The organism is Stenotrophomonas sp. KH_029, from assembly GCF_057839765.1.
This window is the reverse complement of record NZ_CM174498.1, coordinates 817,104-829,876: the sequence shown is the minus strand read 5'-3', so window position 1 is coordinate 829,876 and position 12,773 is coordinate 817,104. Positions and strand designations below refer to the sequence as shown.

Below are 12,773 nucleotides of genomic sequence, written 5' to 3'. Positions count from 1 at the left end.
CCCGGTCCATTACCGCTGAGAGGTCAAAGGAAATGAACCTACGTGATCTGAAATACCTGGTGGCGCTGGCCGACCATCGCCACTTTGGCCGGGCGGCGGCGGCATGCTTCGTCAGCCAACCCACGCTGTCCACCCAGATCCGCAAGCTGGAGGACGAGCTGGGGTTGCCGCTGGTCGAGCGTGCACCACGCAAGGTGATGCTGACCCCGGCGGGGGTGGAAGCGGCAGCGCGCGCGCGCACCATCGTGGCCGAAGTGGAACAGATGAAGGAAGCGGCCCGACGCAGCCGCGACCCCGAAGCGGGCACCGTGCGGCTGGGCATCTTCCCCACCCTGGGGCCGTACCTGCTGCCGCATGTGATTCCCAACATCCGCGAACGCTTCCCGCAGCTGGAACTGCTGCTGGTCGAGGAAAAGAGCGACGAGCTGCTGGGACGGCTGCGCGAAGGCAGGCTGGATGCCGCGCTGCTGGCGCTGCCGCTGGACGATGACCAGCTGCACGCCGAGTTCCTGTTCGAGGAACCGTTCCTGCTGGCGGTGTCCGGCCAGCACCCGCTGGCCGAGCGCCAGCAGCTGGACGTGCAGGAACTGTCTTCGCAGAAGCTGCTGCTGCTCGAGGACGGGCATTGCCTGCGCGACCAGGCATTGGCGGTATGCCGCCTGTTCGGTGCCAATGAAAAATCCGAATTCCGCGCCACCAGCCTGGAAACCCTGCGCCAGATGGTCGCCGCCGACGTCGGCATCACCCTGTTGCCGACCCTGTCGGTGAAGCCGCCGGTGCCGCGCTCGGACAATATCCGGCTGCTGGACTTCAGCGGCGACAACCGCCCCAGCCGCCGCATCGCGATGGTCTGGCGCCGCAGTTCGGCGATGAACGGTTTCCTGGAGCAGCTGGCCCAGCAGTTCAAACGCCTGCCGCAGCGGCTGTTCACGCTGGAGAACAGCGATTTCGCCACCAACGCAGGCAACGCGCCGCGCCGCGCCAGCTGAGCGGCACGCTGAACCGGCCACATCGGCGCCGGCAGCAGGCGGGTCGCATCCGCCCTCGATAGGCAGCACAATAGAACCCAGGCGGCGCCAGCAGGCGCCGCCTTTTGCATGGGCCTTCAACAATCGCAAGGAGCTTCACAATGTCCACTTCCAGCGGACTGCCCCCTTCAATCATCGTTTCCAGCCATGACATGGATCGCCTGGATGCCATGCTCGAATCCCCCGCCGTCAGCCAGACCCCGGCCGCAGTGGCCTTGGCCCAGGAACTGAACCGGGCTACCGTTGTGCCGCCCGAGCAGATGCCCGAGGGCATCGTCATGATGCATTCGCGGGTGGAATGCGAAGATGAGCTGCAGAACGAAAAACACGTGCTGACGCTGGTCTACCCGCGCGAAGCCGATGTCGAACAGGGCAAGGTCTCCATCCTTGCGCCGGTGGGCACCGCCCTGCTGGGCCTGTCGGTTGGCCAAACCATGGAGTGGGACGCCCCGGGCGGCCGCAAGTTGCGCCTGCGCGTCACCGCGGTCCACAACCAGCCCCACGCCTGACCCTGCTGCCGCGCTTGAGCGCTGCGTCCACGTCCCGTACCAGGAGTTGCAATGAGCACCGTTTCGCCGTCCAAACTCACCCAGTTGCGTGACCTGTCCATCGTGGTGGCCGATACCGGCGACGTGGAGGCGATCAAACGCCTGCAGCCGGTGGATTGCACCACCAATCCGACCCTGGTGAAGAAGGCGCTGGACCTGCCGGTGTATGCCGACCTGATCGAACGCGAACTGGCCTGGGGCCGCGAGCAGCAGGGCGCGCGCGAGACCATCGTGGAGGCCGTGGCCGACCGCCTGACCGTCGGAGTAGGCACGCTGCTCAGCAGCCTGGTGCCGGGCCGGGTCTCCACCGAGGTGGATGCCGATCTGGCCCACGATACCGCCGCCACCGTGGCCAAGGCGCGGCAGTTCATCGCCATGTACGCCGCCGCCGGCGTGCCGCGCAGCAAGGTGCTGATCAAGATCGCCGCCACCTGGGAAGGCGTGGAAGCGGCGCGTCAGCTGCAGGCCGAGGGCATCGACTGCAACCTGACGCTGATCTTCAACCCGACCCAGGCGCTGGCCTGCAGCGAAGCGGGCGCGTTCCTGATCTCGCCGTTCGTCGGCCGCATCCTGGACTGGTACGTGGCCAACGGCCAGGCCCCGGCCAGCATCGATGAAGATCCGGGCGTGGTGTTCGTGCGTGGGGTCTATGCCGAATTCAAGCGCCGCGGTTCGCCGACGGTGGTGATGGGCGCCTCGTTCCGCTCGACCGCGCAGATCGAAGCCTTGGCCGGTTGCGACCGCCTGACCATTTCGCCGGACCTGCTGGAGAAGCTGGACGCCGAGCATGGCGAGCTGCCGCGCAGGCTGGTGGCCGTCGCGCCGGAAACCTTGCAGGCCACGCCGGTCGACGCGGCGCGTTTTGCCGCCGACCTGGCCGCCGACCCGATGGCCACCGAGAAGCTGGCCACCGGCATCGACGCCTTCGCCAAGGACCTGGATGCCCTGCGCCAGACCATCCGCACGCGGTTGTAAGCGCGCCGGTGGCTGGATGACAAAGGCCCCGCATTGCGGGGCCTTTTGCTTTGCAGCGGTGCGTGCGCGGTAACGGCATGGCCGTGTGCGACCGTCCTCTCCGTCCAGGGGGATGCCTACGTCGCGCTGATCGGCGGTATCGGCAGTCGATCCGGATGCGACCCTACCGGGGCGCACTGGTAGGGTCGGGTCCCAACCGACTGCCGGTGCGGTGTCCGCGCCCGGTAACGCATGGCAATGATCGACAGCGCTCTCCGGCAGAGGTCATTCCTTCGCCGCGCTGATCGGCGGTACCGGCAGTCGATCCGGATGCGACCCTACCTTTACGGGTCCGGCCCGATCAGGCGTCCACGCCGATCGGGCAACTTACCCCGGTGCCGCCGATGCCGCAGTAGCCGTTCGGGTTCTTGGCCAGGTACTGCTGGTGGTAATCCTCGGCGTAATAGTAGGTCGGTGCCGGAAACTCGATCTCGGTGGTGATCGTACCGTGGCCGGCCTCGGTCAGGCGCTGCTGGTAGGCCTGGCGGCTGGCCAGCGCGGCGGCGTACTGGGCCTGGTCGGTGGCATGGATCGCCGAACGGTACTGGGTACCGGTGTCGTTGCCCTGGCGCATGCCCTGGGTGGGGTCATGGTTTTCCCAGAACACCTGCAGGACCTGGGCCACGGAAATGATCGCCGGGTCGAACACCACCTCGACGATCTCGGTATGCCCGGTCATGCCCGAACAGACTTCGTCGTAGGTCGGGTTCGGGGTCGAGCCACCGGCGTACCCCACCGAGGTCGAATAGACCCCCGGCAGGGTCCAGAATTTGCGCTCGGCCCCCCAGAAACAGCCCATCGCCACGCGGATGCGCTGCAGGCCGGTGAAATCGCCCTGCAGCGGGTGGCCGTTGACGTAATGCTGGTTGTGCAGCGGCAGCGCCTGTTCACGGCCCGGCAACGCCTCGTCCGGGCGCGGCAGGCGCTGCTTGAACGCACCGATGCCCAACAGGCCCTTGGCAATTCCCAACATGGCGGTCTCCTAGGCCGGCAACAGGCCGGCGCTTTCGTCTCCGTCGAATATGGGGTCGTCCGGGGCGCCACCCAAGTCGAGTCCGGCCACGATGCCCTCTGCCTCCGGCCGGGCCAGGTCCGGCACGCAGACCCGCAACACCCCGAACAACGGCAGCTCGCCCATGCCCCCCAGCAGCGACTCGCCGAACACGAACGCCGGGATCCCGGCATCCTCCAGCGCATGCTTGACCAGGTGGGCATCGAACAGGTTGTCGGCCTGGTAGATCACGTGCATGGGTGGGCTCCAGCGGGGGTCGGCCCAGCATACCCCCGGGGGCTGAAGGCGTGCCGACCAACGGTCGGCACCTACCGCATTCTGTCTGGAGAAGGAGCCCCCTGAGTCAGGGGGCGGCGCCGAAGGCGCGGGGGTCTGGGAGACGGTGAAAAGGGGCCCGCGGTTTGCGCAGCAAAGCGTGGGGCGACAGCGCGAATGCGATGGCGCGTCCCCGACAGGCTAAACTGTTGGTCTTTCTACCTTTTAGACTGCGACCGCGCATCATGTCCGAGCCTACCGCCGCCCCCACCGACGCCCTTCCGGAAACCCATGAAAAGCGGGATTTCATCCGTCAGATCGTGCGCGAGGACCTGGCCAGCGGCAAGCATGCTGCGATCAAGACCCGCTTCCCGCCCGAGCCCAACGGCTACCTGCACATCGGCCATGCCAAGTCGATCTGCCTGAACTTCGGCATCGCCGGCGAGTTCAGCGGCGTGTGCAACCTGCGCTTCGACGATACCAACCCGGCCAGGGAAGATCCCGAGTACGTCGCGGCCATCCAGGACGACGTGCGCTGGCTGGGCTTTGAGTGGAACGAACTGCGCCATGCGTCGGACTACTTCGACGCCTACTACCTGGCCGCGCGCAAGCTGATCAGCGACGGCAAGGCCTATGTCTGCGACCTGTCGGCCGAGGAAGTGCGCGCCTACCGCGGCACCCTGACCGAGCCGGGCCGGCCCTCGCCGTACCGCGAACGCAGCGTCGAGGAAAACCTGGACCTGTTCGGCCGCATGCGCGCCGGCGAGTTCCCCGATGGCGCGCGCACCGTGCGCGCCAAGATCGACATGGCCAGCGGCAACATCAACCTGCGCGACCCGGCGCTGTACCGGATCAAGCACGTCGAGCACCAGAACACCGGCAATGCCTGGCCGATCTACCCGATGTACGACTTCGCCCATGCGCTGGGCGATGCGATCGAAGGCATCACCCACTCGCTGTGCACGCTGGAATTCGAAGACCACCGCCCGCTGTACGACTGGTGCGTGGACAACGTCGACTTCGCCCACGACGATGCGTTGACCGCGCCGCTGGTCGAACGCGGCCTGCCGCGCGAAGCGGCCAAGCCGCGCCAGATCGAGTTCTCGCGGTTGAACATCAACTACACGGTGATGAGCAAGCGCAAGCTGATGGCGCTGGTCACCGAACAGCTGGTGGACGGCTGGGAAGACCCGCGCATGCCGACCCTGCAGGGCCTGCGCCGGCGCGGCTACACCCCGGCGGCGATGCGCCTGTTCGCCGAGCGCGTGGGCATCAGCAAGCAGAATTCGGTGATCGATTTCAGCGTGCTCGAAGGCGCGCTGCGCGAAGACCTGGACAGTGCCGCGCCGCGCCGCATGGCGGTGATCGACCCGGTCAAGCTGGTGCTGACCAACCTGCCCGAGGGCCACGAAGAAACCCTGAGCTTCTCCAACCATCCCAAGGACGAGGCCTTCGGTACCCGTGCGGTGCCGTTCGCACGCGAACTGTGGATCGAGCGCGAGGACTTCGCCGAAGTGCCGCCGAAGGGCTTCAAGCGCCTGCTGCCGGGCGGCGAAGTACGCCTGCGCGGGGCCGGCATCATCCGCTGCGATGAAGTGATCAAGGACGCCGACGGCACCATCACCGAACTGCGCGGCTGGCTGGACCCCGAATCGCGTCCGGGCATGGAAGGGGCCAACCGCAAGGTCAAGGGCACCATCCACTGGGTCAGCGCGATGCATGGCGTGCCGGCGCAGATCCGCCTGTACGACCGTCTGTTCTCGGTGCCCAACCCGGACGACGAGTCCGACGGCAAGACCTACCGCGACTACCTCAACCCCGAATCGCGCCGCACCGTCACCGGCTATGTCGAGCCGGCCGCGGCCAGCGCCGCCCCGGAGCAGTCGTTCCAGTTCGAGCGCACCGGCTATTTTGTTGCCGACCGCCGCGATCACACCGCCGCCACGCCGGTGTTCAACCGCAGCGTGACCCTGCGCGATACCTGGTCGGCCTGAGCCGTCCGGGGTCCGCGCGGCCGTACCAGCATCCACGCCTGGCGTGGATCTACGGCTGCGCACCATTGAAGAGGTTACTGTCCCATGTTGTACGCGCAAGTCCACCTCACCCTGCCCGCCTGGATCCACGACCAGATCGATCTGGGCCGGGCCTACCCCGATGACGTCGCCAAGGTGGCGCTGGCGATCGAGCTGTCGCGCCTGAATGTCGAGGCGGAAACCGGCGGCCCGTTCGGCGCGGTGGTATTCGGCCCGGACCACCGCGTGATCGCCGCCGGCGTCAACCGCGTGGTGCCGCACAGCACCTCGCTGGCGCATGCCGAGAACATGGCCTACATGCTGGCCCAGCAGCGCCTGCAGACCCCGCGCCTGAACGATGTACTGCGCCCGATTACCCTGGCCACCTCCTCCCAGCCGTGCTGCCAGTGCTATGGCGCCACCATCTGGGCCGGCATCGACCGCCTGCTGATCGGGGCCAGTGCGCAGGACGTGGAAGAACTGACGCCGTTCGATGAAGGCCCGCTGCCGGCCGACTGGATCGGTGAACTCAACAAGCGTGGCATCGAGGTCGTGCGCGACATCGAGCGCGACGCAGCGCGCGCGGTACTGCGCCAGTACGGAGAGACCAACGGTGCCCATTATTGATCCCCGCGCCGCTGGCGGCGCGCGATGAGCGGCCTGCTGTGCCTGTGCCGGCAGGGCTTCGAGCCGGAACTGGCCGGCGAACTGTCCGAACGGGCGGCCTATGCCGGCATCGCCGGCTATGCCCGCACCCAGCGCAACGACGGCTATGTGCTGTTTGCCACCGAGGAAGGCGCCGCGCTGTCCAAGGCATTGCCGTGGCGCTCGCTGATTTTCGCCCGGCAGAAGATGGTGGTGCTGGCCGAGCTGCCCCAGCTCGATGCGGCCGACCGCATCACCCCGATCATGGCCGCCCTGCAGGGCCAGCAACGCTTCGGCGACATGTGGGTGGAACACCCCGATTCGGATGAAGGCAAGCCACTGGCCGGCCTGGCCCGCGCGTTCGGCAATGCGCTGCGCCCGGCGCTGCGCAAGGCCGGCCTGCTCACCGACAAGCCCAACACCGGGCTGCCGCGCCTGCATATCGTGTTCGTCGACGGCCGCCACGCCTTTGTCTGCGTGGCCGATACCCGCGACAGCGCGCCGTGGGCGCTGGGCATCCCGCGCCTGAAGCTGCTGCCCGACGCGCCTTCGCGCTCGGCGCTGAAGCTGGATGAAGCGCTGCTCACGCTGATGACACCGGAAGAACGCGAACTTCTGGTCAAGCCGGGCATGCGCGCGGCCGACCTGGGCGCCGCACCGGGCGGCTGGACCTGGGTGCTGACCCGCCAGCACGTCAGGGTGATCAGCGTGGACAACGGCCCGCTGCGCGAGCACGTGCTGGAGACCGGCCTGGTCGAGCACCTGCGCGCCGACGGTTTCCACTGGCAGCCGGAGACCCCGCTGGACTGGATGGTCTGCGACATGGTCGAACAGCCGCGCCGGGTTGCCGAGCGCATGGCCACCTGGTTCCGCGAGGGCTGGTGCAAGCATGCGATCTTCAATCTCAAGCTGCCGATGAAGAAGCGCTGGGACGAAACCCGGATGTGCCTGGACCTGTTCCAGGAACAGGCCGGCAAGCCGCTGGTGGTGCGCGCCAAGCAGCTGTACCACGACCGCGAGGAAATCACCGTGCTGGCTTCGCCGTTGCGGTGATGGCATACCGGGGCGTCGGCGCCGGGCGGTGCCCGGCCGACGCCTCGATCATGGCCGTGGTTGCGCGGCCAGCCGGGCATGGCCCGGCCCTACTCCACGTCATGCAAGGAGACGTCCATGCAACCTCGTCCCGCCCTGGTCCCGCTGCTGATCCTGCTGCCCTGGCTTGCCCTGGCCCAGGCCTACACGCCGCCGCCGGCGATCAGCCAACCGCTGCGCGAGGTGCCGGCCGGCGTGCGCACACAGTCGTTGTCCGAAGGCCGGGTGACCCACCAGGTCACGATGTCGGCACCGGCCGGCGAAGCGGCCGTGACCGTGCGCTCGGTACAGCCGGTGAGCGTGGTCGGCCAGTACCGGTTCGCGTTCGCGGCGCTGGACGGGGACGGCGACGGCTTCATCAGCCGGGCCGAGGCACAGGCCAACCCGGCCTTGGCCGATGAGTTCGGCGCGCTGGACGTGAAGCGGCGCGGGAAGCTGGATCGCAGCGACCTGGCCGGTTGGCTGGTGGATTGAACCGCGGGGTTGCATCCACGCATGGCGTGGATCTACGCCGAACCGACAAATCCACGCCATGGATGGAACCACCCGAAGCGGGTAGATCCACGCCATGCGTGGATGCACTTACACCCCGGCCGCGCGCTTCCAGAGCATCGATACCAGCGGCGGCAGCTTGCCGGCGCAGCCCAGCACGCGGCCACGGGCCAGGGTCAGGTGCATCTCGTCGTTGGAGAACACCGTGTTGATCGCATCGAAGCTGTAGGCGGCAATCGTGTTCTCGCTGCGCCGCTCGCGCGCCCAGCGTTGCAGGCGGTGCGCCGACATCCAGTCCTGGCGTCGCTGCTGCGCCTGCAGGACCAGCGCACGCAGCGCGGCCACATCGCGCAGGCCCAGGTTGACGCCCTGCCCGGCCAACGGGTGCACCACGTGCGCGGCATCGCCCAGCGCCAGCACGCGGCCGGCCACATACCCGGTCGCCAATTGCCGCCGCAGCGGGAAGGCCGCACGCGGGGAGGCCAGCGTCATCGCGCCCAGCCGCCCGCCAAAGGCGCTGGTCAGTTCGCGTCCGAACGCGGCCTCGTCCAGGGCCAGCACGCGCTCGGCCTGCGCATCGGGCAGGGTCCAGACGATCGAACTGCGGTGCGCGCCAACCGGCAGCACCGCCAGCGGACCGGTCACCAGGAAACGCTGCCAGGCGGTGGCTTCATTGTTCCGCTCGGTATCGACATAGGCGACCACGCCACGCTGGCCGTAATCCTGGCCGGTCACCTCCAGCCCGGCCAGGCGGCGCAGGGTGGAGTTGGCGCCATCGGCGGCGATCGCCAGCGAGGCGTCCAGCCTGCGCCCGTCCTCCAGCCGCAGGCGCACGCCGTCGGCGTCCTGCTCCAGCGCGTCCACCCGCGCCGGGCAGCACAGCTGCACGCCGGCCGCCGGCAATGCCGCCCACAGGCGGTCGACCAGCAGTTCGTTCTCCACGATCCAGCCCAGCTGCTCGCGGCCCAGCGTGTCGGCGTCGAAACGCAGCTCTTCGCCGCCGGCGGCGTCCCAGACCCGCATGCGCCGGTAGGCGCAGGCGCGCGCGGCGGTCACCGCCGGCCATACCCCCAGCGCGGCCAGCAGCTGGGCATTGTCCGGCGCGAACGCATAGACACGCAGGTCCGCTGCCTGCCGCTGCCAAGCCGGCGGCTCGCGGCCTTCGACCAGGGTCACCTCGAGCCCGGCCCCGGCCAGCGCCAGCGCGCAGGCCGCACCGACCACGCCGCCACCGACCACGATCACATCGCGCGCGCGCCGGCTCATGCGCCCGCTCCCCGGCACAGGTCCGGTACTTCGCCACGGAAACCCATCGCGCCGCCGACCAGCATCGACTGCAGCGGCGTGGCCTGCGCGGCCAGCAAGCCCAGGCTGCGCAACGGCCGCATCAGCGGCGCCGGGTTGCTGGTCAGCCGGGCCAGTCCGCCGGAGAAGGCGATGGTCTGCCGGCGGTCCTCCTCGCGGCGCGCCACATGCGCATGCAGCAGGGCATCGCTGCCCGGGTCATCGGCCGCCGCCACCAGTTCGGCCAGGGTCAGCGCATCGCGCAGGCCCAGGTTGAAGCCCTGTGCGCCGAGCGGGTGGATGGTCTGTGCGGCGTTGCCGAGCAGCACCGCGCGTTCGCCGACCAGCGCCCGGGCCAACACCTGGACCAGCGGGTAGGCACTGCGCGGGCCGCTGTCGAGCAACCGCCCGGCGCGCCAGCCGATCGCCGCCTGCAGCCGCTGCAGCCATGCTGCATCGTCCAGCGCCAGCACCGTATCGGCCTGGTCGCGGGCCACCCCGTGCACCGCGCCGTAGTGGCGGTCGCCGCGCGGCAGCAGCGCGGTCGGGCCGGTATCGGTGAAACGCTCATAGGCGGTGCCGTCCGGTGCGCGCGCACTGCGCACCCGCGCCACGAACAGGGTCTGCTGGAAATCGTGTTCGTCCACGCCGATGCCCAGCGCCTGCCGCACCGCACTGCCGGTGCCGTCGGCGCCGACCACCAGCCGCGCCAGCAGGCAACGCTCGCCATCGGCATCGGCGATGAACACCTGCCGGTAGCCATCGATGGTCGCGCCCAGCCGCACAAAGCGCGCCGGGCGGTTGCGGACCAGCCCGGACAGCCCGGACAGCCGGGTTTCCAGCGCATGGCCGAAATCGCGCGCCACCACCACCTGGCCGAACCACGGCCGCTGGTACTGCGCGGCGTCCATCTGCACGCGGCCGAAATCGCCGGCGCGGCTGACATGGATGCGGGTGATCGCACCGGGGGCCGTGCCCAGCAGCTGCATCACGCCCAACGCGGTCAAGGCGTTGACGGTGGCGGCGGCGAAGCTGAGGTTGCGCTGGTCGAACACCGCCGGCAGCGCGCCGGCCGCAGTGGCTTCCACCAGCCCGACCTTGCGCCCGGCCCGGTCCAGGGCGATGGCCAGGCTGGCACCGACCAGCCCACCGCCCACGATCACTACGTCATGTCGTTCACTCATGCCGGCAATGATAAGCGGTCGGCCGTTGCCGGCGCGTGCGACGCCCTGCCGCGGCAGGCGCTAGAATGAATGCTGAACCCTTACCCGTCGCCGCCATGACTACCCCTGCCCAACGCGCCTTCGTCCTGTCCGTGCTCGTGCTGTTGATGGCCGCGACCCGGGTCAATCATTTCATGGCGATCCCCGATGCCTCCTGGGCGGTGTTCTTCATCGGCGGCTTCTACCTGCGTGCCTGGACGCGCTGGGCGTTCCCGCTGCTGATGGCGCTGGCGATCGTGATCGACGTGCTGGTGATCCGCAGCAGCGGCCTGGAATACCTGCAGCACTACTGCGTCTCGCCCGGCACCTGGATGTTGCTGCCGGCGTACTTTGCGCTGTGGGCCGGCGGCATGCTGCTGCGCCAGGGCTACCAGGGCGCGCACTGGAGCACGCTGGGCAAGGCCGTGGTGCTGCTGGTGGCCGCGGTGGCGGTCTGCCATCTGCTGGCCCAGGGCGGCTTCTACTGGAGCAGCGCGATGGTGGCCGACCCCAGCGTCGCGGGCTGGCTGCAGAACTATGCCGACTGGTTCGTGCCCTACCTGCGCACCGCGGCGACCTATGTCGGCCTGGCCGCGGCCCTGCAGCTGGCCGCCGAACAGTTCGGCAAGCTGCTGCAGGCCCGCCACGACGTGCTGCGCTGAGCAGGGCGCAGGCATGGGCAATCGGCTTTCGCGCATCTATACCCGGACCGGCGACGACGGCAGCACCGGCCTGGGCGACGGCACCCGGGTGCCCAAGGACGCGGCGCGGGTAAACGCCTACGGCACCGTCGATGAGGCCAATTCGGCCCTGGGCGTGCTGCTGGCAGTGCCGCTGCCCGAGCCGGTACGTGCGCTGCTGACCACCGTGCAGCACCAGCTGTTCGACCTGGGCGGGGAGTTGTGCATTCCCGGCCATGCCGCCATCCAGGCCGCCGACATCCAGGCCCTGGAACGCCAGCTGGACCACTACAACGCCGACCTGCCGGTCCTGAAGGAATTCATCCTGCCGGCTGGCGGCGAGGCCGCCGCACGTTGCCACCTGGCCCGCACCATCGTGCGCCGCGCCGAACGCGAGACGGTCGGCCTGGCCCGGCTGGAACCGGTCCGCGCCGAGGCGATCGGCTACCTCAACCGGCTGTCGGACCTGCTGTTCGTGCTGGCCCGCGTGCTGGCGCGGGCCGATGGCCAGGGCGAAGTGCTGTGGCAGCACCAGCGTCGCCACGCCTGACCGGCCCGCCCACCGGAGCCCCCGCCCGCATGCTGGTTTTCACCCACCCTGCCTGTCTGCACCACGATCCCGGCCGTGGCCACCCCGAATGCCCGGCCCGCCTGCAGGTGGTGCTCGATGCCCTGCGCGACGCCTTCCCGGACCAGCTGGACTGGCGCCAGGCCCCGCCGGCCAAGCTCGGCGAACTGGCCCGGGTGCATGACAGCGAACTGATCGACCTGGTGCTCGCGCCGCAGACCGAGCCGGTGCGGTTGATCGACATGGACACCATGACCTCGCCGGGCTCGGCCAGCGCCGCGCTGCATGCCGCCGGCGCCGGCGTGGCCGCGGTCGATGCGGTGATGCTCGGCGAGGACCCGGTGGCGTTCTGCGCGGTGCGACCGCCGGGCCACCACGCCACCGCCAGCACCGCGATGGGCTTCTGCCTGTTCAACAACATCGCCGTGGCCGCAGCCTATGCGCGCGACCGCTACGGCCTGGAACGGATCGCCATCGTCGATTTCGACGTGCACCACGGCAATGGCACCCAGGACATCTTCATCGCCGACCCCGGCGTGTCCTACTACAGCACCCACCAGGCCGGGCTGTTCCCCAACTCCGGGCTGCGCCGCGACCGCGGCGCCGGCAACCTGCTCAACATCCTGCTGCCGCCGGGCAGCGGCGGCTTCCGCTTCCGCAACACCTGGGCCGACGAAATGCTGCCGGCGATCGACGACTTCCGCCCCCAGCTGCTGCTGATCTCGGCCGGCTTCGATGCGCATATGCGCGATCCGCAGGCCGACCTGATGCTGGAAACCGACGACTTCGCCTGGATCACCGCCGAGCTGCGCGGCCTGGCCCGGCGCCATGGCGGCGGCCGGGTGGTGTCCATGCTGGAGGGCGGTTACGACCTGCAGGCGCTGGCCGAATGCGCCGTGGCCCACGTCGGCCAGCTGCGCTGAGGCACCGCGCAGCCGGCC

At 69.2% G+C, this 12,773-nt stretch carries 14 protein-coding genes; 10 read left to right on the top strand and 4 right to left on the bottom strand.

What is annotated here, in order from left to right; translation table 11 throughout:
• Positions 1–32 precede the first annotated feature (32 nt).
• The 3 genes from oxyR to AC3ITM_RS03720 all read left to right on the top strand — a co-directional run bounded on the left by oxyR (position 33) and on the right by AC3ITM_RS03720 (position 2,551).
• On the top strand, positions 33–989 hold the full coding sequence (gene oxyR, locus AC3ITM_RS03730; RefSeq protein WP_489268558.1) for a DNA-binding transcriptional regulator OxyR: 957 nt from the start codon (positions 33–35) through the stop codon (positions 987–989).
• A 140-nt stretch (positions 990–1,129) separates the two neighbouring features.
• Entirely contained in the window at positions 1,130–1,537 is a 408-nt protein-coding gene (rnk, locus tag AC3ITM_RS03725) for a nucleoside diphosphate kinase regulator (protein WP_228886333.1), read from the top strand.
• A 51-nt stretch (positions 1,538–1,588) separates the two neighbouring features.
• Positions 1,589–2,551, top strand: a complete 963-nt coding sequence (locus AC3ITM_RS03720; RefSeq protein ID WP_489268556.1) for a transaldolase — start codon at positions 1,589–1,591, stop codon at positions 2,549–2,551.
• 340 nt (positions 2,552–2,891) lie between these two features.
• Here AC3ITM_RS03720 and msrA read toward each other — a convergent pair whose 3' ends face one another.
• A complete protein-coding gene (msrA, locus tag AC3ITM_RS03715; protein WP_489270020.1) occupies positions 2,892–3,542 on the bottom strand; it encodes a peptide-methionine (S)-S-oxide reductase MsrA in 651 nt (216 codons plus the stop codon).
• 30 nt (positions 3,543–3,572) lie between these two features.
• On the bottom strand, positions 3,573–3,839 hold the full coding sequence (locus tag AC3ITM_RS03710; RefSeq protein ID WP_038690397.1) for a putative signal transducing protein: 267 nt from the start codon (positions 3,837–3,839) through the stop codon (positions 3,573–3,575).
• A gap of 263 nt (positions 3,840–4,102) precedes the next feature.
• Between AC3ITM_RS03710 and AC3ITM_RS03705 the strand changes: the two genes are divergently transcribed.
• The 4 genes from AC3ITM_RS03705 (at position 4,103) to AC3ITM_RS03690 (ending at position 8,080) form a co-directional block, all read left to right on the top strand.
• Positions 4,103–5,851 (top strand): glutamine--tRNA ligase/YqeY domain fusion protein, encoded by a 1,749-nt coding sequence (locus tag AC3ITM_RS03705; protein ID WP_489268554.1) that lies wholly within the window; start codon positions 4,103–4,105, stop codon positions 5,849–5,851.
• Positions 5,852–5,935: 84 nt separating this feature from the next.
• A complete protein-coding gene (locus AC3ITM_RS03700; protein ID WP_489268552.1) occupies positions 5,936–6,496 on the top strand; it encodes a nucleoside deaminase in 561 nt (186 codons plus the stop codon).
• Positions 6,497–6,520: 24 nt separating this feature from the next.
• Positions 6,521–7,567 (top strand): 23S rRNA (cytidine(2498)-2'-O)-methyltransferase RlmM, encoded by a 1,047-nt coding sequence (rlmM, locus tag AC3ITM_RS03695; protein ID WP_228886328.1) that lies wholly within the window; start codon positions 6,521–6,523, stop codon positions 7,565–7,567.
• A 117-nt stretch (positions 7,568–7,684) separates the two neighbouring features.
• Complete coding sequence (locus tag AC3ITM_RS03690) at positions 7,685–8,080, top strand: EF-hand domain-containing protein (protein ID WP_489268550.1); 396 nt, start codon at positions 7,685–7,687, stop codon at positions 8,078–8,080.
• Positions 8,081–8,188: 108 nt separating this feature from the next.
• Here the strand turns inward: AC3ITM_RS03690 and AC3ITM_RS03685 are convergent, their stop codons facing one another.
• Together AC3ITM_RS03685 and ubiH are read right to left on the bottom strand one after the other, a co-directional pair.
• Entirely contained in the window at positions 8,189–9,364 is a 1,176-nt protein-coding gene (locus tag AC3ITM_RS03685; protein ID WP_489268548.1) for a UbiH/UbiF family hydroxylase, read from the bottom strand.
• Complete coding sequence (gene ubiH, locus AC3ITM_RS03680) at positions 9,361–10,566, bottom strand: 2-octaprenyl-6-methoxyphenyl hydroxylase (RefSeq protein ID WP_489268546.1); 1,206 nt, start codon at positions 10,564–10,566, stop codon at positions 9,361–9,363. The genes AC3ITM_RS03685 and ubiH overlap by 4 nt, the downstream gene beginning before the upstream one ends.
• A gap of 95 nt (positions 10,567–10,661) precedes the next feature.
• Between ubiH and AC3ITM_RS03675 the strand changes: the two genes are divergently transcribed.
• The 3 genes from AC3ITM_RS03675 to AC3ITM_RS03665 are packed head-to-tail and all read left to right on the top strand — an operon-like array spanning position 10,662 to position 12,755.
• On the top strand, positions 10,662–11,246 hold the full coding sequence (locus AC3ITM_RS03675; protein ID WP_489268544.1) for a hypothetical protein: 585 nt from the start codon (positions 10,662–10,664) through the stop codon (positions 11,244–11,246).
• Positions 11,247–11,259: 13 nt separating this feature from the next.
• Positions 11,260–11,814, top strand: a complete 555-nt coding sequence (locus AC3ITM_RS03670; RefSeq protein WP_489268542.1) for a cob(I)yrinic acid a,c-diamide adenosyltransferase — start codon at positions 11,260–11,262, stop codon at positions 11,812–11,814.
• A gap of 29 nt (positions 11,815–11,843) precedes the next feature.
• Positions 11,844–12,755 carry a histone deacetylase family protein gene (locus AC3ITM_RS03665; RefSeq protein WP_489268540.1) on the top strand — a complete coding sequence of 304 codons (912 nt, stop codon included), beginning with the start codon at positions 11,844–11,846 and terminating at the stop codon, positions 12,753–12,755.
• Positions 12,756–12,773 lie beyond the last annotated feature (18 nt).